General features: G+C 64.5%; 23 protein-coding genes. 14 read left to right on the top strand and 9 right to left on the bottom strand.

Going from position 1 to position 21,145, the window contains the following annotated elements; translation table 11 throughout:
- Nucleotides 1–8: 8 nt before the first annotated feature.
- On the bottom strand, nt 9–722 hold the full coding sequence (gene rph, locus ACVINW_RS11070; protein ID WP_456751323.1) for a ribonuclease PH: 714 nt from the start codon (nt 720–722) through the stop codon (nt 9–11).
- Between the two features lie 180 nt (nt 723–902).
- Here rph and hrcA point away from each other — a divergent pair, with 180 nt between their 5' ends.
- Together hrcA and grpE are read left to right on the top strand one after the other, a co-directional pair.
- On the top strand, nt 903–1,991 hold the full coding sequence (gene hrcA / locus ACVINW_RS11065) for a heat-inducible transcriptional repressor HrcA (RefSeq protein WP_021078184.1): 1,089 nt from the start codon (nt 903–905) through the stop codon (nt 1,989–1,991).
- 164 nt (nt 1,992–2,155) lie between these two features.
- Nucleotides 2,156–2,761 carry a nucleotide exchange factor GrpE gene (gene grpE / locus ACVINW_RS11060; protein ID WP_456751322.1) on the top strand — a complete coding sequence of 202 codons (606 nt, stop codon included), beginning with the start codon at nt 2,156–2,158 and terminating at the stop codon, nt 2,759–2,761.
- A gap of 19 nt (nt 2,762–2,780) precedes the next feature.
- Here grpE and pncA read toward each other — a convergent pair whose 3' ends face one another.
- Together pncA and ACVINW_RS11050 are read right to left on the bottom strand one after the other, a co-directional pair.
- On the bottom strand, nt 2,781–3,491 hold the full coding sequence (gene pncA, locus ACVINW_RS11055; protein WP_456751321.1) for a bifunctional nicotinamidase/pyrazinamidase: 711 nt from the start codon (nt 3,489–3,491) through the stop codon (nt 2,781–2,783).
- A 90-nt stretch (nt 3,492–3,581) separates the two neighbouring features.
- Nucleotides 3,582–4,517, bottom strand: a complete 936-nt coding sequence (locus tag ACVINW_RS11050; RefSeq protein WP_456751320.1) for a hypothetical protein — start codon at nt 4,515–4,517, stop codon at nt 3,582–3,584.
- A gap of 577 nt (nt 4,518–5,094) precedes the next feature.
- On the opposite strand from ACVINW_RS11050, the gene dnaK reads away from it, so the two are divergent.
- From dnaK to ACVINW_RS11010, 8 genes are all read left to right on the top strand, one after another.
- The gene (gene dnaK / locus ACVINW_RS11045; RefSeq protein WP_456751319.1) at nt 5,095–6,996 is read left to right on the top strand and encodes a molecular chaperone DnaK; all 1,902 of its coding nucleotides are present in this window, start codon (nt 5,095–5,097) and stop codon (nt 6,994–6,996) included.
- A gap of 176 nt (nt 6,997–7,172) precedes the next feature.
- Nucleotides 7,173–8,300, top strand: coding sequence for a molecular chaperone DnaJ (gene dnaJ / locus ACVINW_RS11040; protein ID WP_456751318.1), 1,128 nt, complete (start codon nt 7,173–7,175; stop codon nt 8,298–8,300).
- A 99-nt stretch (nt 8,301–8,399) separates the two neighbouring features.
- Nucleotides 8,400–9,002 (top strand): class I SAM-dependent methyltransferase, encoded by a 603-nt coding sequence (locus ACVINW_RS11035; RefSeq protein WP_021078192.1) that lies wholly within the window; start codon nt 8,400–8,402, stop codon nt 9,000–9,002.
- Between the two features lie 130 nt (nt 9,003–9,132).
- Nucleotides 9,133–9,711 carry an NADPH-dependent FMN reductase gene (locus ACVINW_RS11030; protein WP_456751317.1) on the top strand — a complete coding sequence of 193 codons (579 nt, stop codon included), beginning with the start codon at nt 9,133–9,135 and terminating at the stop codon, nt 9,709–9,711.
- 6 nt (nt 9,712–9,717) lie between these two features.
- Nucleotides 9,718–10,428: an orotidine-5'-phosphate decarboxylase gene (pyrF, locus tag ACVINW_RS11025; RefSeq protein WP_456751316.1), complete on the top strand. Its 711-nt coding sequence runs from the start codon at nt 9,718–9,720 to the stop codon at nt 10,426–10,428.
- Nucleotides 10,429–10,451: 23 nt separating this feature from the next.
- Nucleotides 10,452–10,754: a DUF1330 domain-containing protein gene (locus ACVINW_RS11020; protein WP_456751315.1), complete on the top strand. Its 303-nt coding sequence runs from the start codon at nt 10,452–10,454 to the stop codon at nt 10,752–10,754.
- Nucleotides 10,755–10,819: 65 nt separating this feature from the next.
- Nucleotides 10,820–11,632 carry a 4-hydroxy-tetrahydrodipicolinate reductase gene (dapB, locus tag ACVINW_RS11015; protein ID WP_456751314.1) on the top strand — a complete coding sequence of 271 codons (813 nt, stop codon included), beginning with the start codon at nt 10,820–10,822 and terminating at the stop codon, nt 11,630–11,632.
- A gap of 47 nt (nt 11,633–11,679) precedes the next feature.
- Nucleotides 11,680–12,303 carry a 2,3-bisphosphoglycerate-dependent phosphoglycerate mutase gene (locus ACVINW_RS11010; RefSeq protein WP_456751313.1) on the top strand — a complete coding sequence of 208 codons (624 nt, stop codon included), beginning with the start codon at nt 11,680–11,682 and terminating at the stop codon, nt 12,301–12,303.
- Between the two features lie 136 nt (nt 12,304–12,439).
- Here ACVINW_RS11010 and ACVINW_RS11005 read toward each other — a convergent pair whose 3' ends face one another.
- On the bottom strand, nt 12,440–13,336 hold the full coding sequence (locus ACVINW_RS11005; RefSeq protein ID WP_456756366.1) for a methylated-DNA--[protein]-cysteine S-methyltransferase: 897 nt from the start codon (nt 13,334–13,336) through the stop codon (nt 12,440–12,442).
- On the opposite strand from ACVINW_RS11005, the gene ACVINW_RS11000 reads away from it, so the two are divergent.
- Nucleotides 13,335–13,466 carry a hypothetical protein gene (locus ACVINW_RS11000; RefSeq protein WP_456756605.1) on the top strand — a complete coding sequence of 44 codons (132 nt, stop codon included), beginning with the start codon at nt 13,335–13,337 and terminating at the stop codon, nt 13,464–13,466. The genes ACVINW_RS11005 and ACVINW_RS11000 overlap by 2 nt on opposite strands.
- Here ACVINW_RS11000 and ACVINW_RS10995 read toward each other — a convergent pair.
- Nucleotides 13,448–14,008, bottom strand: coding sequence for a DUF2244 domain-containing protein (locus ACVINW_RS10995; RefSeq protein ID WP_456751312.1), 561 nt, complete (start codon nt 14,006–14,008; stop codon nt 13,448–13,450). The genes ACVINW_RS11000 and ACVINW_RS10995 overlap by 19 nt on opposite strands.
- A gap of 22 nt (nt 14,009–14,030) precedes the next feature.
- Between ACVINW_RS10995 and nth the strand changes: the two genes are divergently transcribed.
- Complete coding sequence (gene nth, locus ACVINW_RS10990; RefSeq protein WP_456751311.1) at nt 14,031–14,816, top strand: endonuclease III; 786 nt, start codon at nt 14,031–14,033, stop codon at nt 14,814–14,816.
- A 105-nt stretch (nt 14,817–14,921) separates the two neighbouring features.
- Here the strand turns inward: nth and ACVINW_RS10985 are convergent, their stop codons facing one another.
- The 3 genes from ACVINW_RS10985 to ACVINW_RS10975 all read right to left on the bottom strand — a co-directional run bounded on the left by ACVINW_RS10985 (nt 14,922) and on the right by ACVINW_RS10975 (nt 18,234).
- Nucleotides 14,922–15,674, bottom strand: coding sequence for a sulfate transporter family protein (locus ACVINW_RS10985; protein ID WP_456751310.1), 753 nt, complete (start codon nt 15,672–15,674; stop codon nt 14,922–14,924).
- A gap of 74 nt (nt 15,675–15,748) precedes the next feature.
- On the bottom strand, nt 15,749–17,161 hold the full coding sequence (locus ACVINW_RS10980; protein WP_456751309.1) for an MFS transporter: 1,413 nt from the start codon (nt 17,159–17,161) through the stop codon (nt 15,749–15,751).
- Between the two features lie 149 nt (nt 17,162–17,310).
- The gene (locus ACVINW_RS10975) at nt 17,311–18,234 is read right to left on the bottom strand and encodes a LysR family transcriptional regulator (RefSeq protein ID WP_456751308.1); all 924 of its coding nucleotides are present in this window, start codon (nt 18,232–18,234) and stop codon (nt 17,311–17,313) included.
- A 122-nt stretch (nt 18,235–18,356) separates the two neighbouring features.
- Here ACVINW_RS10975 and ACVINW_RS10970 point away from each other — a divergent pair, with 122 nt between their 5' ends.
- Entirely contained in the window at nt 18,357–19,526 is a 1,170-nt protein-coding gene (locus tag ACVINW_RS10970) for a CaiB/BaiF CoA transferase family protein (protein ID WP_456751307.1), read from the top strand.
- A gap of 7 nt (nt 19,527–19,533) precedes the next feature.
- Nucleotides 19,534–20,475, top strand: a complete 942-nt coding sequence (locus tag ACVINW_RS10965; protein ID WP_456751306.1) for a hydroxymethylglutaryl-CoA lyase — start codon at nt 19,534–19,536, stop codon at nt 20,473–20,475.
- Nucleotides 20,476–20,583: 108 nt separating this feature from the next.
- Here ACVINW_RS10965 and nikR read toward each other — a convergent pair whose 3' ends face one another.
- Complete coding sequence (nikR, locus tag ACVINW_RS10960; protein WP_456751305.1) at nt 20,584–21,027, bottom strand: nickel-responsive transcriptional regulator NikR; 444 nt, start codon at nt 21,025–21,027, stop codon at nt 20,584–20,586.
- Nucleotides 21,028–21,145: the final 118 nt, after the last annotated feature.

Genomic DNA, 21,145 nt, shown 5'->3' with positions numbered 1-21,145 from the left:
CAATCTGACTACGCCACCGCGATCTTTTGCAAGTCGACCAGACGCGCGACACCTTTGCGCGCCAGCGCCATCAGGGCCAGGAATTCGTCCTGGGTGAACGGCGTCTTCTCCGCGGTGCCCTGCACCTCGATGATGCGACCGTCGCCGGTCATGACGAAATTGGCGTCGGTTTCGGCCTCGGAATCCTCGGCATAGTCGAGATCGAGCACCGGCGTGCCTTGGTAGATGCCGCAGGAGATCGCCGCCACATTGTCGCGCAACACGTTGCTCTTCAGCATGTTACGGGTCTTCATCCAGTTGATGCAGTCGGCCAGTGCCACCCAGGCACCGGTGATCGAGGCGGTGCGGGTGCCGCCATCGGCCTGGATGACGTCGCAATCGACCGTGATCTGGCGCTCGCCCAGCGCCTCGAGATCGATGGCGGCGCGCAGCGAGCGGCCGATCAGCCGCTGGATCTCGACGGTGCGGCCGCCCTGCTTGCCGGCGGAGGCCTCGCGGCGGGTGCGTTCCAGGGTGGCGCGCGGCAGCATGCCGTATTCGGCGGTGACCCAGCCACGGCCCTGGCCCTTCAACCACGGCGGCAAGCGCTCTTCCAGAGTGGCGGTCACCAGCACATGGGTGTCGCCGAACTTCACCATGCAGGAACCCTCGGCATATTTGACGACGCCGCGTTCCAGCGACACGGGACGCAGTTCATCGGGCGCACGGCGGCTTGGCCGCATGAAATCCTCCAAAAATCCGAGAGAAATGGCTGCGCTGCTTGTAGGAGGGGGAAGGGGCAGCGGCAAGGGTTTTGGCAGGGGTTTCGGCCCCAAAAGGGTCCGGTACGAGAGGGCCGATTGCATGCTTGTCACCGGCCCTCGGGATCGACAAATTAGGCAGCAATTGTGAGGGACTGGAGTGTGACTCACCACGATCCGATCGGCCTGATCGCGCCGCATGCCGGGCTTGCCCAGCTCAACGAGCGTTCGCGCGACATTTTTCGTCAAATCGTCGAAAGCTACCTCGCGACCGGCGAGCCGGTCGGCTCGCGCAACATCTCGCGCCTGATCGCGTTACCGCTGTCGCCGGCCTCGGTCCGCAATGTGATGTCGGATCTCGAGCAGCTCGGCCTGATCTATGCGCCGCACACCTCGGCGGGCCGGTTGCCGACCGAACTCGGCCTGCGTTTCTTCGTCGACGCCCTGATGCAGGTCGGCGACCTCACCGAGGCCGAGCGCCAATCGATCCAGACCCAGCTGGCCGCGGTCGGCCGGGCGCAGTCCGTCGAGGCCGCGCTTGGCGAAGCGCTGACGCGGCTGTCGGGGCTGACCCGTGCCGCCGCCGTGGTACTGACGCAGAAGTCGAATGCGCGCCTGAAGCACATCGAATTCGTCCGGCTGGAACCGGAGAAGGCGCTGGTCGTGCTGGTCGGCGAAGACGGCCAGGTCGAGAACCGGGTGCTGGCGCTGCCGCCGGGTGTTCCATCCTCGGCACTGACGGAGGCGACCAATTTCCTCAATGCGCGGATCCGCGGCCGCACGCTGGCTGAGGCGCGGCTCGAGCTCGAGACCGCATTGACGCAGAACCGCGCCGAGCTCGATCAGCTCACGCAAAAGGTGGTCGCGGCCGGCATCGCAAGCTGGTCCGGCGGCGAGAGCGAGGACCGTCAGCTGATCGTGCGCGGTCATGCCAATCTGCTCGAGGATCTGCATGCGTTGGACGATCTCGAGCGCATCAAGTCGCTGTTCGACGATCTCGAAACCAAGCGCGGCGTGATCGATCTGCTCGGACGCGCCGAGCGCGGCGAGGGCGTGCGGATCTTCATCGGCTCGGAGAACAAGCTATTCTCGCTGTCAGGTTCCTCGACCATCATCGCGCCCTATGGCGATGCCCAGGGCCGGATCGTCGGCGTGCTCGGCGTGATCGGGCCGACGCGGCTGAACTATGCGCGGGTGATCCCGACCGTCGATTACGCGGCGCGCATCGTCAGCAAGATGCTGGGCGGCTGATCGAAGCGGATTTCGCTTTCATTTGACGGGTTTTGTTCGCCGAGGTCGGAAGTCCCTGTTCCCGAAACCGGTATGTTGCGCTTGATTTTCGCCGCCTAAAGCACGATATCCCGGGCAGCAATCCCCAAGATTTGAACCGACGCGAGTTTTCGAGAAGGCACGCCATGACCGATCCGAACCGGGCCAACGACAACACCGAGAATTCGGCGCCGACGGGTGAGCCCGTGGTCTCGAAGCCCTACATCATGCCGGACGATCCCGAGGTCGGGTCGGCGGAGGCGCTGGCCAAGGAACTCGCCGAGGCGAAGGATCGCACGCTGCGCACGCTGGCCGAGATGGAGAATCTCCGGCAGCGCACGCGACGCGAGGTGGCCGACGCCAAGACCTATGGCATCACTGGCTTTGCCCGCGATGTGCTCGATATCGCCGACAATCTGCAGCGCGCGCTCGATGCGGTGCCGGCCGAGACCAAGGAAACCGCCGATCCCGGCCTGAAGGCACTGCTCGAAGGCGTCGAGCTGACCGAGCGTTCGCTGCTCAACGCGCTGGAAAAGAACGGCGTGAAGAAGTTCGATCCGATCGGCGAGAAGTTCGATCCGAACTTCCAGCAGGCGATGTTCGAGGTGCCTGATGCGTCGGTGCCGTCGGGCACCGTGGTGCAGGTCGTGCAGGCCGGCTACATGATCGGCGAGCGCATCCTGCGTCCGGCGCTGGTCGGCGTCTCCAAGGGCGGTGCCAAGCCCGCCCCGAGCGCCGACATCACGGTCTGAGCCGCAGGACTTCTGCGCCTTACGCGATATCCGACGACTGGATGCGCTTGACGCCGGCCTTGGCCATGTCGTCCCAGGCCTTGGCCAGCGATCCCTGCGTGTCGATGCCGCGGCAGGCGTCCTCCACCACGTAGGTTTCGAAGCCGGCCTTGCGCGCATCGAGCGCGGTCCATGCCACGCAGAAATCGGTGGCAAGCCCGGCCACGAAGAGCCGCTCGACGTTGCGTGCCTTCAGATAGGCGGCGAGCCCCGTTGTGGTCTTGCCGTCAGCCTCGGTGAAGGCGGAGTAGCTGTCGACGTCCTTGTGAAAGCCCTTGCGGATGATCAGCTCGGCCTGCGGGATCGCGAGCTCCTTCGACAGCGAGGCGCCGTCGGTGCCCTGCACGCAGTGGTCGGGCCACAGCACCTGCTTGCCATAGGCGAGGTCGATGACCTCGAACGGTTTCTTGCCTTCATGGACCGAGGCAAACGAGACGTGTCCGGGCGTGTGCCAGTCCTGCGTCATCACCACATTGGCAAAGCTCTTGGCGATCCTGTTGATGACCGGCACCACCTGCTCGCCGTCCTTCACCGCGAGGCTGCCGCCGGGCAGGAAGCAGTTCTGGACGTCGATCACGAGCAGTGCAGAGCCGTCGTCGGGCTTGATCGCAGCCGCCCAGAGGCTCTTGGGAACCAGGCTCGCGAGCGCCATCGCGCCAAGGCCTGCAACGATCCGTCGTCGATCCAACATCGTGCCCCTCCTCGCTTTGTGTGATTACAGCGCGAGGAGGCTAGTTCCGTTCGGCGACCTGCGGAAGTCCGAATCTTCGCGAAGACCGGATCAGCCGCGCGGCTGGATGCCGTCGCGCACCGCGCGGAAGCGCGGGAAGGCGGTCTCCCAGTCGGTGCGCGGCGAGCTGCCGATGACGCGCATCGACGTTTGCGCGCCGAACCGCAGCCACTGCACGATGGTCACCGGGGTGTTGTCCTTGCCGCTGACGGCGTCGATCCGGGTCTCGAAGCCGGGCTGGCCGTCGATCCGGATCGGCTCGGACATGGTGATCCGCCCGTCGCGCACGCCGGGGATCGTGGTGGCGATCTGCTGGGCGAAACGGCCGCGATCGTCTGGCGTGGCCGGGGCCGAGCCGATGATGCCGAGCAGCATGAACGGCTTGGTCTCGAGACCCTTCTCGTCGCCGTCGGCGATCAATAGCGCCGCGCCCGGCGCCAACATGCGGACATTCTTGAAACCTGAGAGTTCGCTGACCTTGAACGGCATCATGCCGAGCTGCTCGTCGACCGGCACCTCATTGCGGATCTGGGCGGTGGCGAACATCTGCCGCACCGCGTCGTCGGTGTAGATCTTGCTCGCATTCTCCGGCACCTGCACCGCGACATAGCCGGAGAAGGTCGGCCCCGGCAGGATCATGGAATAGCGCCGCACATTGCTGGCGCCGTCGCGCGCGCTCTCCACGGTGTAATAGGCGAGGCCGGCCGGCGTCTCGAGGCTTTCGGGCTTGATGTTTCCGGTGCCGGCGGGGTTGGTCTTGAAAGCGGTCACGACCTCGTTGTAGGCGTCCGCGGGCAGGTCGGCGATCAGGACCTTGACGCCCTGGTCTTCGGTCTCGAAGCCGATGAACGACTTGGCGCGGACGAGGCCCACCAGTGGTTTCATCCCGACATGTGCGCCCGGCGGAAACACCACGTCGGCGGCAGAGCCACGACAGGTGGCGGCAATCAGCAAGGCAACCGCAACGAGAACTCGAAAAGGCGTCATGGGGAATCTACCGGTTTTGCTTGAGGGCCGCGCAACGGGGCCGGTGCAGGGCTGGATGGCCTCTTTCAGTCGGACCGCTTTTAGCGGTTTTGATGACCCTGCAACAGGCCACCAAATCTCCGCTCCGGGCCCGCAGGCCCGATTCCATGGGCTTTTCGCCCTGATCGGCAGGCACTTTCCAGTTTCCCGACGTTTCCAAGAATGGAGGCCAGCGGCCAAACGGCGCGCCCTCGACCCGTGCGCGGCTCTCGCATACGACGTTTGTGAGCGTTCACTCAACAGCGCAGACGTCGCGTTACGGAGATTCGCGGCCGATGGCGGGGGCATCATTGCCGATTTGTTAACTTGGCCGGCGGTTGCCTCGGGCCTTGAACCGCCGCCGCAGCCGGGCTGACACAATCTTTCAAACGTCAGTCTTTTCAGGCTTCAACGTTGCGTCCAGTCCTTGCGGGCAGGACCCTCTCTCCTATATCAGGCTCACCGTCGCAATATCGCGAGTATGTGAACGTCTGGGGGTTCGGTACGGAGCGCCGTCAGGGCCCAACCAACCTGCCGTAGCAAAGAGGATATCAAAACCATGGGTAAGGTCATTGGGATCGACCTCGGCACCACGAATTCGTGCGTCGCCGTAATGGATGGCAAGAACGCCAAGGTGATCGAGAATGCCGAGGGCATGCGAACGACGCCGTCGATCGTTGCTTTCACTGACGATGGCGAGCGCCTCGTCGGCCAGCCGGCGAAGCGCCAGGCGGTGACCAATCCCGAGCGTACGTTCTTCGCGGTGAAGCGCCTGATCGGCCGCCGCTACGACGACCCGATGGTCGAGAAGGACAAGAAGCTCGTCCCCTACAAGATCGTCAAGGCATCGAACGGCGACGCCTGGGTCGAAGCCGATGGCAAGACCTATTCGCCCTCGCAGGTCTCGGCCTTCATCCTGCAGAAGATGAAGGAGACCGCTGAGGCGCATCTCGGCCAGAAGGTCGATCAGGCCGTCATCACGGTTCCCGCTTATTTCAACGACGCGCAGCGTCAGGCCACCAAGGATGCCGGCAAGATCGCCGGCCTCGAAGTGCTGCGCATCATCAACGAGCCGACCGCAGCCGCGCTCGCCTACGGTCTCGACAAGTCGAAGTCCGGCACGATCGCCGTGTACGACCTCGGCGGCGGCACCTTCGACGTCTCGATCCTCGAGATCGGCGACGGCGTGTTCGAGGTGAAGTCGACCAACGGCGACACCTTCCTCGGCGGTGAAGATTTCGACATGCGCCTGGTCGGCTATCTCGCCGACGAGTTCCAGAAGGAGCAGGGCATCAACCTGCGCAACGACAAGCTCGCTTTGCAGCGCCTGAAGGAAGCTGCGGAGAAGGCCAAGATCGAGCTGTCGTCGACCACGCAGACCGAAATCAACCTGCCGTTCATCACGGCGGACCAGACCGGTCCGAAGCATCTGACGATGAAGCTGACCCGCGCCAAGTTCGAGGCGCTGGTGGCCGACCTCGTCGAGAAAACCATCGAGCCGTGCCGCAAGGCGCTGAAGGATGCCGGCCTGACCGCCGGTGAGATCGGCGAAGTGGTGCTGGTCGGCGGCATGACCCGCATGCCGAAGATCCAGGAAGTCGTGAAGCAGTTCTTCGGCAAGGAGCCGCACAAGGGCGTCAATCCCGACGAAGTCGTCGCGATCGGTGCTGCGATCCAGGCAGGCGTGCTGCAGGGCGACGTCAAGGACGTGCTGCTGCTCGACGTGACCCCGCTGTCGCTGGGCATCGAGACGCTGGGCGGCGTGTTCACCCGCATCATCGACCGCAACACCACGATCCCGACCAAGAAGAGCCAGGTGTTCTCGACCGCCGAAGACAATCAGGGCGCCGTCACCATCCGGGTCTTCCAGGGCGAGCGCGAGATGGCGGCCGACAACAAGATGCTCGGCCAGTTCGACCTGATGGGCATTCCGCCGGCTCCGCGCGGCATGCCGCAGATCGAGGTGACCTTCGACATCGACGCCAACGGCATCGTCAACGTCTCGGCCAAGGACAAGGCGACCGGCAAGGAACAGCAGATCCGGATCCAGGCATCCGGCGGTCTGTCCGAAGCCGACATCGACAAGATGGTCAAGGACGCCGAGGCCAACGCGGCCGAGGACAAGAAGCGCCGCGAAGCCGTCGACGCCAAGAACCATGCCGACGGCCTGGTTCATTCGACCGAGAAGGCTCTGGCCGAACACGGCTCGAAGATCCCGGACACCGATCGTCGGGCGATCGAGGACGCCGTCAGCGATCTCAAGGAAGCGCTGAAGGGCGATGACGCCGAGGCGATCAAGGCCAAGACCAACACCTTGGCGCAGGCTTCGATGAAGCTCGGCGAAGCCATGTACAAGCAGCAGGCCGAGGCCGATGCGGCCAAGGACGCTGCCAAGGATGACGTTGTCGACGCGGAGTTCACCGAGGTCGACGACGACAAGAACAGCAAGAAGTCTGCCTAAGCGGATTTGCGATCATGACCCTCACACCAATGAGCACGCCAGGCGTCTCGGAGGAGTGGGGGTCATTTTTCTTTAAGGCGATCGCTGCATCTTCGAGACAGCCGCAATCCTTGCAGGCGCAGTTCTTGCAGACCTGGTCCTGGGCGATGGCCACGAACTTCGGACGGAATTGAAGGATGTCGACCAAGCGCTGCTACTACGAGACTCTCGAGGTCGATCGGAACGCGGACGAGACCAAGCTGAAATCGGCTTTCCGCAAGCTCGCAATGAAGTGGCATCCGGACAGGAATCCTGGCGACGCCACCAGCGAGGTCCGGTTCAAGGAAATCAACGAAGCCTACGAGGTGCTGAAGGACGGCGACAAGCGCGCCGCCTATGACCGCTTCGGCCACGCCGCCTTCGAACAGGGCATGGGTGGCGGCGGCCCCGGCTTCGGCGCCGGCTTCGCTTCATCCTTCTCCGACATCTTCGAGGATCTGTTCGGCATGGCCGGGCAGCGCCGCAGCGGCGGCCGCGAACGCGGCGCCGATCTGCGCTACAACATGGAGATCACGCTCGAGGAGGCCTTCCAGGGCAAGACCGCGCAGATCGAGATCCCGGTCTCGGTCACCTGCGAATCCTGCTCGGGCACCGGCGCCAAGGCCGGCACCAAGCCGAAGACCTGCTCGCATTGCGGCGGCGCCGGCCGGATCCGGCAGGCCCAGGGCTTCTTCACGCTGGAGCGGACCTGCCCCGGCTGTCAGGGCCGCGGCCAGATGATCGAGGACGCCTGCGCGTCCTGCGCCGGCTCCGGCCGGGTGACGCGCGAGCGCACGCTGTCGGTCAACATTCCACCGGGAGTCGAAGACGGCACCCGCATCCGTCTCGCCGGCGAAGGCGAAGCCGGCGTCCGCGGCGGACCGCCCGGCGACCTCTACATCTTCCTGTCGCTGACCACGCACCAGTTCTTCCAACGTGATGGCGCCGACCTGCACTGCCGCGTGCCGATCTCGATGGTGACCGCAGCGCTCGGCGGCGAATTCGAGGTGCCGACCATCGACAAGGGCAAGACCAAGGTGAAGGTGCCGGCTGGCACCCAGTCGAGCCGACGATTCCGCATTGCATCAAAAGGCATGCCGGTGCTGCGCTCGCGCCAGACCGGTGACATGTATGTCCAGGTCGTGGTCGAAACCCCGCAGAATCTGACCAAGAAGCAGCAGGAATTGCTGATGGAGTTCGAAAAACTGTCGTCCGGCGCAACCCAGCCGGAGGCTGCGGGTTTCTTCTCTAAGGTCAAGGACTTCTTCGGAAGCCGCTCCGCCTAGCCGCAGTCGTTCTGCTTGACCGTAACGGCTTCGATCTATACGTGTTTATGACTGTTTTCTGACAACCGCTCGATTGTGCGGTCCCCGCCTGGTAGCGACATGCCTTTGCAATCGTCCGTGCGTGCGTCGAAGAAGCCCCTCCGTCTCGACGACGAGGTTCGTTTTCTCCGTTCATGGATCGAGAAGCCGCTGCACATGGGCGCGGTGATGCCGTCCGGCCGGCTGCTTGCGCGCACCATGGCGCAATATGTCGATGCTGATGCGGAAGGGCCGGTTGTCGAGCTTGGACCCGGCACCGGTGCGATCACCAACGCGCTGATCGAGCACGGCGTTGACCAGAAGCGACTCGTGCTGGTCGAATACAATCCCGGCTTCTGCGCGCTGCTGCGCGAACGCTATCCGCAGGCCAAGGTGGTCCAGGGTGACGCCTACAGGCTGCGCGATACGCTGTGGGACGTGATGAAGTCTCCGGCCTCTGCCGTGGTCTCCGGCCTGCCGCTGGTCACCAAGCCGATGCTGACCCGCCTGAAGCTGATCCGTGACGCCTTCCTCGCGCTCGCGCCCGGCGCGCCCTTCGTCCAGTTCACCTATTCGGTGGCGCCCCCGATTCCGAAGTCACTGCCGGGCGTATCCACGGAGGCCTCCGAGCGGATCTGGATGAACCTTCCGCCCGCGCGGGTCTGGGTGTATCGCAAGGGCTGACGCGTAGTCCGCAAAAGTGGGTACCGGTTTTGCGCATGGAATACGCGTAGAATCTTAGCTAAGAGCATTTTCAAGGAAAATGCTCGCCGGCGCCGTCGCGCCGGGTGCACCTTCCACCTGCGATTTCGAAATGTCCGCGCTGAAAATCCTCGTGATCCCGGGATCGCTGCGATCAGGCTCGCTCAATGCGAAGCTGGCGGCTGTGCTGGCGCATGAATTGGCGCAGCTGGGCGCCGACGTCAGTCGCATCTCGCTCGGCGATTTTCCGTTGCCGATCTATGACGGCGACCTGCAGGTCAAATCGGGCGTGCCGCAGCATGCCGTCAATCTGAAGCGGATGATCGGCGCCCATCATGGCGTGCTGATCGTGACGCCCGAATATAATTCCTCGGTGCCGGCGCTGGTGAAGAACACCATCGACTGGGTCAGCCGCGTGCAGGATCCGCAGGAAGCCCGCGGCCAGGTGTTCCACGGCCGGGCCTTCGCGATCGCAGCCGCATCCGGCAACCGGCTCGGCGGCACGCGCGCATTGGCGGCGCTGCGCCTGATCCTGTCGGCGTGCCACGCCACCGTGATCCCGAACCAGCTCGCGCTGTCATTCGCCGAGCAGGCCTATGACGATATGGATCGTCTGAAGCACCAGGGCGATATCGACGCGATGCGCGCGCTGGTGCGGCAGCTGATCGACCATTCTCAACGCATGATGTGAGGTGACATGCAGCCAGCCAAGATCGCACCCAGAGACCGGTTGATTGCGGCGCTCGATTTGCCGTCGGTCGCTGCGGCCGAGACGATGATCGACAGGCTCGGCGACAGCGTCACCTTCTACAAGATCGGCTATCAGCTCGGTTACGCCGGCGGCCTTACGCTCGCAAAGCAGCTTACCGGCAGCGGCAAGAAGGTCTTCCTTGACCTGAAGATGCACGACATCGGCAACACGGTCGCGCGCGGCGTCGAAAGCGTCGCCGGTCTCGGCGCAACCTTCCTCACCGTGCATGCCTATCCGCAGACCATGAAGGCCGCGGTCGAGGCCCGTGCCGGCTCCAGCCTGAAAATCCTCGCGGTGACGGTGCTGACCTCCTACGACGACGCAGACCTTCATGCCGCAGGCTATCGCCTCAGTGTCTCCGAGCTGGTCGAGGCGCGCGCCAGGCAGGCCCAGGCACTCGGCGTCGACGGCCTCGTCAGCTCGCCCGAGGAAGCCGCCGCGCTGCGAAAGATCGTCGGCGCGCAGATGAATCTGGTAACCCCGGGCATCCGCCCGGCGGGCTCGGCGACCGGCGACCAGAAGCGCATCATGACGCCGGCCCGCGCCATTGCCGCCGGTGCCGACTATCTGGTGGTCGGCCGTCCGGTGATGGAAGCCGCCGATCCGAAGGCGGCCGCCGAAGCCATTCACGGCGAGATCGCCCAGGCGCTCGCCTGAACCAACAACAAGGGAGAACAGAGATGGCCAAGGGATACTGGATCGGACGTGTCGACGTTCACAATGACGAGGGCTACAAGCCCTACGCGATCGCCAACCTTGCGATCTTCAAGAAGTTCGGCGGCCGCTACGTGGTGCGCGGCGGCCAGCTCAATTGCGTCGAGGGCCAGAGCCGCTCGCGCAACGTCGTGATCGAATTCCCCGACTATGCGACCGCGATGGCCTGCTACAATTCGCCGGAATACCAGGCCAACATCAAGGTGCGGCAGCCGCATTCGGTTGCCGACCTCATCATCATCGAGGGCTATGACGGCCCGCAGCCCTGATCGGGGCCAGCCGGTTCGGTTGCCGGAACAGCCCTGGCTCGCTATATCGCCTGGAGAGGTGAGCCATGGCTGACATGCGTTTGATTGTTGCGGGAGCTGGCGGTCGAATGGGCCGTACGCTGACGCGGGTGATTTCCGAAACCCCGGGGGCGGTGCTGGTCGGCGCCCTGGAAGCGCCGGGCTCGGAGCTGCTCGGCAAGGATGCCGGGATGCTCGCCGGCCTGCCCGCCAACGACGTCAAGCTGTCGGCCGACCTGTGGTCGATGTCGGCGGCCGCCGACGGCATCCTGGATTTCACCGTGCCGGCCGCGACCATCGCCAATGTCGCGATCGCGGCCGAGCGCGGCCTTGTCCATGTCATCGGTACCACCGGCCTGTCGCCGTCCGACGATGCCGTGATCCGCAGCGTCACCGATCGCGCCATCGTGGTGAAGTCGGGCAATATGAGCCTCGGCGTCAATCTGCTCGCCGCGCTGGTCAAGCGCGTCGCGCAGTCGCTCGACCAGAGCTTTGACATCGAAATTCTCGAACTGCATCACAAATCCAAGATCGACGCGCCGTCGGGCACGGCCCTGATGCTCGGCGAAGCCGCCGCCGCCGGCCGCAAGATCGCGCTCGATCAGCATTCGGCGCGCGGCCGCGATGGCCTGACCGGCGCGCGGCGTGCGGGCGATATCGGCTTTGCCTCGTTGCGCGGCGGCACCGCGGCCGGCGATCACAGCGTGATCTTCGCCGGGCCCTCGGAGCGCATCACGCTGTCACACCATGCCGAGGATCGCGCGCTGTTCGCGCAGGGTGCGCTGAAGGCGGCGCTGTGGGCGCATGGCAAGAAGCCCGCCATGTATTCGATGTCCGATGTCCTCGGCCTGAGCGACTGAGACCGCTCGACGAGATCAAATCCAGCCAAGCGAAAACGGAATCTGAAATGAGTGATCGTCTTCTTGTGCTCGTTCGTCACGGCCAGAGTGAATGGAATCTGAAGAATCTGTTCACCGGATGGAAGGACCCCGATCTCACCGAGCAGGGCATCGCCGAGGCCAACGACGCCGGCCGCAAGCTGAAGGCGCAGGGCCTGTCGTTCGATGTCGCCTTCACCTCCGATCTCACCCGCGCGCAGCACACGCTGAAGCTGATGCTGGAGCAGATCGGCCAGACCGGACTGCCGACGACGAAGAATCTCGCGCTCAACGAACGCGATTACGGCGATCTCTCCGGCCTCAACAAGGACGACGCCCGCAAGAAGTGGGGCGAGGATCAGGTCCTGATCTGGCGCCGTTCCTACGACGTGCCGCCGCCCGGCGGCGAAAGCCTGAAGGACACGCTGGCGCGCACGCTGCCCTATTACGTCCAGGAGATCCTGCCCGGTGTGCTGCGCGGCCAGCGCACCCTGATCGCCGCCCACGGCAATTCGCTGCGCGCGCTGATCATGGTGCTGGAGAAGCTGACCCCGGAGCAGATCCTCAAGCGCGAGCTCGCGACCGGCGCGCCGGTGGTCTATCGGCTCAACGCCGATTCGACCGTTGCATCGAAGGTCGATCTGGCGGGGTAGGCATCGTGTGATCCGTCATCCTGAGGAGCGCGAAGCGCGTCTCGACGGATGAATCGGCCCCGCTCGTGGCCGTCGACCCTTCGAGACGCGCGCAAGAGCGCGCTCTTCAAGGTGACGGTGAAAGAGCGGGTCCGCATTAATGCAATCCGACCTGGCCGGCTTCCCAGCCGAGCATCGCCTGCTTGCGGGTGACGCCCCAGTGATAGCCAGTCAGCGCACCGCTCTTGCCGAGTGCGCGATGGCAGGGCACCACAAACGACACCGGGTTGCGGCCGACCGCGGCGCCGACGGCGCGCGAGGCCTTTGGATTGCTGATCTTGCAAGCAATGTCGGAATAGCTCACCGCGCGGCCCATCGGGATCTTGAGCAGCGTCTCCCAGACCCGCACCTCGAAGTCGGTGCCGATCAGCACGACGCGCAGCGGCTGGTCCGCCCGCCACAGCTTCGTGTCGAACACGCGCTGGGCCAATGCGGTGGTGCCGTCGGTGTCCTCGACATAAGTCGCGTTCGGCCAGCGCCGCTTCATGTCGGCGAACGCGGTCTGCTCGCCGCCGGAATCGGCGAAGGCCAGTCCCGCGAGTCCGCGATCGGTTGCGATCACGATCGCGGTGCCGAACGGCGACGGGTGGAAGCCGTAGCGCAGGGTCATGCCGCCGCCGCCGGTCTTCCATTCGCCCGGCGACATCGCCTCGTGGGTGACGAACAGATCGTGCAGCCGTCCCGGGCCCGAGAGACCGGAGTCGAGTGCCGCGTCGAGCACGCTGGCGGAATCGCGCAACAGGTTCTTGGCGTGATCGAGCGTCAGCGCCTGCATGAAAGCCTTCGGCGTCAGCCCGGCCCAGCGGCGGAACAGATGGTGCAGTTCATCCGGCGTGACGGCGGCGGCATCGGCCATCGCTTCGATGGTCGGCTGCGTGCGCCAATGCTCCGAGATGAACGCGATGGCGCGCCGCACCGAGTCGTAGTCGCGCAGGGCGGCGCTCTGAAAGCCCGGCTTGGCCAGGCGCTGGTCATGTATCGCGAGTGTCATCATGGTGTCTGATTTAGGAGCCATGGCGCGTCCAAACCACCCGATTTCCGACAAGCACGATCCGGAGGAGTGGGACCGGTTTTCCGGCAAGATCATGCTCAAAAATGAGCTCGATCAAGCAATTGGATTGTAGGTGGGCCCGCGTTTCGCGGTATTCAATGCGGCAGTCAAGGCTTTGGAAAAGCTCGCCTTTTCGTCTGGGCTCAAGAAACTGCCGACGCTGACCCGGCGGCCCCGGGACACCAGGTAAAGCCGCTCGATGCCGAACTCCTCATGCGCGATCTGCTCGAACCGGACCCAGAGCGGATTGAGCACCCATTCCGCGACATGGCCGCGGTGGCTGACCCGGCGGATCCTCAGTTCCGACGGCGTCACGGTGATCTCCTCGCTCGCCTTGGCGGTACGAAAATTGACCTTGAACGCCCAGTAGATCACCAGCACGTCGAGGCCGAAGAAACCGAAGATCGGCCAGGCGCCGAGCCACCAGAACACCACACCGGCGATGAAGCTGATCACGGTGACGAGCGACATCAGCACGATGAAGCCGGTGCGGTTCAGCGAGCGGTGCGGCGTCAGCAGCGCCGAGAACAGCTTGGGCTCCCCCTCAAGCGCATCCGCCTCGAGGTCATTGGTCCCGAGGTCATCGCCCGGATCAAAGTCGTTGCCTGCGGTCATGACGTATCAGTATATCCCGTTCATGGCCAAAATCATCCGCTCACAACGCGTCAGCACGCCAAGCGTTCGGTCCGCGCCCAAGAAGAAGGCCGCGAAAGCGGCAAAGCCGCTGTCCAAACGCGCGGCAAAGAAGCCGGCGACCAAGGCCGCCAGGAAGGTCGCCAAGCCAAAGCCATGGACGGCGGAGGAGGTCTACGAGGTCTTCGACCGGTTCCGCAAAGCCAATCCGGAGCCGAAGGGCGAGCTCGAACATCTCAACCCCTACACGCTGCTGGTTGCGGTGGTGCTGTCGGCGCAGGCGACCGATGCCGGCGTCAACAAGGCAACCCGGCCGCTGTTTGAGGTCGCCGACACGCCGGAGAAGATGGTTGAGCTCGGCGAAGACAGGCTGCGCGACTACATCAAGACCATCGGGCTCTATCGCAACAAGGCCAGGAATGTCATCGCGCTGTCCGAAAAGCTGATTGCCGAATTCGGCAGCGAGGTGCCGCGCACCCGCGCCGAAATCGAATCATTGCCCGGTGCCGGCCGCAAGACCGCGAATGTCGTGCTCAACATGGCGTTCGGTGAGCGCACGATGGCGGTCGACACCCATGTCTTTCGCGTCGGCAACCGCACCGGTCTGGCGCCCGGCAAGACGCCGCTCGAGGTCGAGCTCGGGTTGGAGAAGGTGATCCCGACCGAGTTCATGCTGCACGCCCATCACTGGCTGATCCTGCATGGCCGTTATACCTGCCTCGCCCGCGGGCCGCGCTGCGAAGTATGTCTGATCAATGATCTCTGCCGGTGGCCGGAGAAGACCGTCTGAGCATTGACGGCTCCTGGCCGCCTTTGATCACGCGCGCATGTGCCGCCTGGCTTCGTGAAGAATGTGATGCGCAGGATCGGTCTGGAGTCGACCTCACCGCGCCGATCACCGCATCGAGATTCCCTGACGCCGGTCCGGCTCGATCAATTCGCGGCGCGGGCCTGACAGCCGCTTGTACATGTGCACCATGAAGGCCATGCCGAACAATGGCGTCGCCAGATTGACGATCGGGATCGAGACGAAGGCCGCGATGAACAGGCCGGCGGTGAACACGGTCGCCGCATTCTCCTTGCGCATCGCCTTGGCGTCATCAGGCGAGCGGAACCGCATCGCCACGAGCTCGAAATATTCGCGGCCGAGCAGCCACGCGGTCGCGATGAAGAAGATGATGAAGCCCGCGCCCGCGAACAGCACGAACGGCAGGGCGACCAGATAGACCAGGATGGTCAGCAGCGCCGTCTTGATACCCTCGATGGTCGCGAGCGTGACCGGCAGCGCCACGCCGGGATGGTCGGCCGGATAATGCTCGCGCTCGACATGGTCGGCGACATCGTCGACGAACAGGCTGGCCACCAGCGAGGTGATCGCGGGCATCAGGAAGATGCCACCGAGCACGACGCCGAGGCCGGCCGAGATCGAGATGATCCAGGACAGCACATGCAGCGTGGAATGGAAATTGGGGCCGAGCATGCCTTCTGCCCAGACCTCGCCGGCATCGGCAAGCCAGCTCAGCAGCCGCTGCAATCCGATTGCCAGCACGGTGATCAGCACCAGCGCAAGCCCGATCGAGCGCCACAGGATGCTGCGCATCGGCGGCGACAGGATTTGCGAAAGCGCCTTGACGGCGGCGTCGAACACGACCGGGTTACCTCTGGCAAGTGGACGTGCGAGAGGTAGCCACCCATTATGGCTTCGGCAAGTGCCGAAAGGTTCTAGGCGTCGAGCGGCTTGCCGCGGACGTGGGGTCCCCAGACACCAATGGCAATGATCACGATCACCATCGCGGCGGTGATCAGGCCGAACACCCCGATGACGCCGGCCTCCTTCAACATGAACGCCACGATGAAGCCGGAGAAGGTCGCGCTGAGCCGGCTCATCGAATAGACGAGGGCCGCCGCGCGGGCCCGGATCGCGGTCGGGAACACCTCGGTCTGGTAGGCATGATAGGCGTAGGACAGCGTCATGTTGGCGCCGGTCACCAGCACGCCGCTCGCAATCAGCAGCACCGGTTCGGTGAGCTGCGCGAAGGCGAGGCCGAACACCGAGATCGCTGCGGCCGCGCCGCAAATGATCCATTTGCGTTCGAGGCGGTCGGCGAAGGTTGCGGCCAGCAGCGGCGCCAGCGGATAGGCGACCGCGATGATGAAGGAATATTGCAGGCTCTTGGTGACGTTGATGCCCTTCTCGACCAGCAGCGCCGGAACCCAGTTGGAGAAGCCGTAGACGCCGAACGCCTGGCACAGGTTGAAGATCATGAAGAGCACGACGAGCGAAGCATAAGGCGGCCGGAACAGGTCGGCATAGCCGGTTTCGATCGCCGCGCGTGCCGGCATGGTCGTAGCCGTTGAGGCAGGTCGCGGTGTCGTGGTGCCTGATGCGGCCTCGAGGGTCCGCATGATTTTTTCGGCCTCGGCTGCACGGCCGTGGCGGGCAAGCCAGAGTGGGCTTTCCGGCACGTAGAGCCGCAGGACCCAGATGATCATGCTGGCGGCGGCGCCGATCAGCACCACCCAGCGCCAGCCGTCGATGCCGTGGGGCGAGAGCGGCACCAGCCACCACGACAGTGCGGCGACGATCGGGACTGCCGACAGCATCACCGCCTGGTTGATCGCAAACGCCCGGCCGCGCATCCAGCTCGGCACCAGCTCGGTGATGTAGGCATCGATGGTGATGACCTCGATGCCGATCCCGATTCCGGCGATGAAGCGCCATAGCAGCAGGCCGCCCGGTGTGGTCTGGCACGCCATGATCACCGACGCCGCGCTGTAGAACAGCAGCGAATATGTGAAGACGGCCTTGCGCCCGTAGTGATCGGCGAGAAAGCCGAGGCAGAAGGTGCCGATGAACAGGCCGGCAAAGGTCGCCGCGACGAAGGCGCCGATCCCGGAAAAGCCGAAGAAGGCCTGCGTCGTCGTGGTCATCAGCCCGCTGCGGGCGAGGCCCGGCGCGATGTAACCTGTGAAGAACAGGTCGTAGATCTCAAAGCAGCCGCCGAGCGAGAGCAGGATCACCAGCCGCCAGACATAACCGGACGCAGGCAGCGCCTCGAGCCGTCGCGAGATCTCGTCGGGCCTGCTTGTCGTCGTGGCAAGATCGATCGCAGAGCCGACATCGACGGCGCTCATTCCGCTCCTCCCCAGGTGCGCTGGCGGCAGCCTTTCTTGGGAAGGCGTACCGGTTCGGCCATGTTTGGCAGCCGGGAGCCAGAAATCCAGACGAACATATCGAAGGGATCGTTCGATATTTTCGATGGGGCTATCCGACACGCGCGATTCTAGATCAGAAGCGTCGCCTCCCAGTCGCCACGGCCCACCTGGTCTGCGATCAGGGCGCGGATCAGCCGGCACATTTCCTCCATGACGTAGGTCATCGGGCGGTTGCGCAAGCGGCAGAGATAAAGCGTGCGGGTCAGCTTCGGTTCGACCACCTCGCGGGCGACCAGCAGCCGGGCCTTCAACGGCTCCTTGACGAAATGCGTCGTCGCGATCGTGCAGCCGAGGCCCGCGGTCAACGCGCCGATCATACCGCTGGTGGAATTGAGGTGCATGATTGCGTTGGCTTCCAGCCGCTTCAGCGGCACCGGATCGTCCAGCAGCGCACGCGCCGACAGCCCATGCCGCAACAGGATCAGCGGCAGCTGCGCGACCTCCTCGAAGCTGATTGGTGCCTTCTTGCCGATCAGCTTCTCGGTGCCGACGCAGAACATCTGCTCCTCCAGCACGGGCTCGGCGATCAGGTCCTTTTCCGAGGGCGGGTTGTAGACCAGCGCGAGATCGACCTCGGAGCTCATCAGATGCAGCAGCGTCGCACCCGACAGGCTCTCGGTCAGCGACAGCTTCAGGTTGGGATATTTCGTCAGCACGGTCCGCATCAGCGGCACGCCGATCGCCTTCATCGCCGAATTGGCCATGCCGATCGAGATGTCGCCGGCGATCGCGCTGCCGCCGTCCTTGATCTCGCGCTCGGCCGCCGCCATCGCGCGCAGGATGATGCGGGCATGTTCATAGAGCCGCTCGCCCGCCGCGGTCGGTTCCATGCCGCGCGGCTTGCGCTCGAACAGCGGCGTGGCGAATTCCGCTTCCAGATTGGCGATGTGGTGGCTGAGCGCGGATTGCGCGACATTGGCCTGATCTGCGGCCCGCGACAGGTTGCGCTGCTCGTAGACCGCGATGAAGTAACGAAGCTGGCGCGAATCCATGCTGGCTCAGCGTTCTAGAACGACGAATGCACTATTCGACAGATTATATTTTTCAGATAGCGTGCGGAAGCCTAACCTGCGCCAAACCACTCAAAACGAGCGCAACGAGCACGGAGAAACCGATGACCGGGAGCGGACTGCCGCTGGAAGGCGTGAGGGTCGTCGAGATGACCCACATGGTGATGGGGCCGACCTGCGGCATGATCCTGGCGCAGCTCGGCGCCGAGGTGATCAAGGTCGAACCCCCCGCAGGTGACAAGACCCGCTCGCTCGGCGGCATGGGCGTCTCGTTCTTCCCGCTGTTCAACCGTGGCAAGCGCAGCGTCGTGCTCGATCTCGCCAAGGCGGACGATCGCGACACGATGCACCAGCTGCTCGCCGGCGCCGACGTGTTTCTGGAGAATTTTCGCGACGGCCAGCTCGACAAGCAGGGGCTCGGCGCAGATGAGTTGCGTGCGAAATATCCGCACCTGATCATCGCCGGCCACAAGGGCTTTCTCTCCGGACCTTACGATCATCGCCCGGCGCTCGACGAGGTCGTGCAGATGATGTCGGGACTCGCAACGATGACCGGCACGCGCGACAAGCCGCAGCGCGTCGGCTCTTCCGCCAACGACATCATGGGCGGCATGTTCGGGGTGATCTCGATCCTTGCCGCGCTCTACCAGAAGCGGGGCGGCAACGGGAACGGCGCCGACATCCGCATCGGTCTGTTCGAGAACTGCCTGTTCCTGGTCGCCCAGCACATGGTCGAGTACGAGATGACCGGGCGCAAGCCGCGCTCGATGCCGGAGCGCGAGCATGCCTGGCCGATCTACGACATCTTCGACGCCGCCGGCGGCGACCGCATCTTCATCGGCGTCGTCACCGAAGGCCATTGGCAGAACTTCTGCCGCGAGTTCGGTCTGGCGGAGCTCGCCGACGATCCGACGCTGCGCTCCACCACCGACCGCATCATGGCGCGCGACCGGATCCTTCCGCGCGTGGCCGAGGTAATCAAAGGCTGGAACGTGGCCGACCTTTCCGCGCGGCTCGACGCGCTCAATATCTGTTTCTCGCCGATCAACCGGCCCGAGGATCTGCTCAGGGATCCGCATGTGCTGCGGCCCGGCGGACTGGTCAACAATGTCAACGCCGACGGCAAGCCGTTCCGCGTCCCCGCGCTGCCGGTTGAGTGGAACGGCCACAATATCGGCGAAGGCCTGACAGTGCCGGTGCTCGGCGTCGATACCGATGCGGTGCGCGCCGAGCTCGCCCAACGGAAGATCTCATCAACCGGAAACGCCGCGTGAGGCTGACATGACCCGTGTCCACGATATCTATCCCAACGACAGAGTGAGCCTGCGCGAGGTCGGTCTGCGCGACGGCCTGCAACTGGTGAAGACGTTCCCATCGACCGAGGCGAAGCAGCGCTGGGTGCGCGACGAATATGCCGCCGGCGTCCGGCATTTCGAAGTCGGCTCGTTCCTGCCGGCGAAAACCTTCCCGCAATTCGTCGATGTCCGCGACGTCGTCGCCACAATCGCATCGCTGCCCGGCGCGCATGGCGTCGCGCTGGCGCTGAACGAGCGCGGCGTCAACGAGGCGCTGGCGTCTGGCGTCGCCGAGATCGCCTCGGTAGTGTCGGCGACGGAGGAGCATAGCCAGGCCAATGCCAACCGCTCGCGCGAGTCGGCGATCGAGAACATCAAGCGCCTCTGCGAGCTGCGTGACGCATCTGCGCACAAGCCGCTGGTCAATGCCGCGATCTCGATGGGGCTGGGCTGCTCGATCGTCGGCGCGGTCGATCCGAAGGAGGTGCTGCGCCTCACCGAGGAGCTCTACGAGGTCGGGGTCGACATGGTCGCGATCGCCGATACCGTCGGCTATGCCGGGCCGAAGGCGGTCGGCGAATTGACACGCGGCGCGGTGAAGATCGCCGGCTCCAGGCCGGTCTGCGTGCATTTGCACGACACCCGCGGCATGGGCATCGCGAACGCGTCCGCTGCGCTCGATGAAGGTGCCCGCGTGCTCGACGGCTCGCTTGGCGGCCTCGGCGGCTGCCCGTTCGCGCCGGGCGCGACCGGCAATGTCGTGTTCGAAGACCTCGTCTTCCTGTGCGAGAGCAAGGGATTTCCGACCGGCATCGATCTCGATCGCCTGGTCGAGGTGCGCGCGATCCTGAAATCAGAGATGCCGAACGAGCAGCTCTATGGCGGCCTCGCCCGCGCCGGCCTGCCGCGCGGCACCAGGGCGGCGTAAGGAGACCCGTAGCCCGGATGGAGCGAAGCGCAATCCGGGACGCTTCGTTCGCGGGCGCAAGATCCCGGATTGCGCTACGCTTCATCCGGGCTACGAAACAATGCAGCCTCAATCATGCGTGTGCCCATGACCCCGCTTGCGCGGCTTCTTGTCTGGGACGGTCGGGATCATCACGACGCGGCCGTAGCGCACGCCGCGCTCAGCGATGATGTGGTCGGCGAGATGGCGAACCTCGCCGCTCGGGCCTTTCAGCGCCGTCACCTCCATGCAGCTGTCGTCGTCGAGATGGACATGCAGTGTCGCCAGCGACAGGTTGTGATGGCCGTGGAAATTCTGCACCAGCCGCTTCGACAGATCGCGCGCGGCGTGGTCGTAGACATAGACCAGCGCCGCGACGCATTGGCCTGACGGCGCTTCCTCCGTGCTCTGCTGCAGACCGGCGCGCGCGAGGTCGCGGATGATCTCGGAGCGGTTCTGATAGCCGCGCGCCTCGGCGGCGGCGTCGATCTCCGCGAGCAGATCATCCTCGATGGTGATGGTGATGCGTTGCATGGACTATCCGTGTTGCTGAGCATCAGTATGATATTTTTCTTGTAACATCATACTGTGCTTGCTAGCGTTCGCTGGCCGGGATTGGTTGGACTGGTGCGGTCGTCGCGTGACTGTAACA

The organism is Bradyrhizobium sp. USDA 4461 (assembly GCF_054055655.1).
The sequence above is the reverse complement of the archived record's forward strand: the minus strand, read 5'-3'. Positions and strand labels throughout refer to the sequence as shown.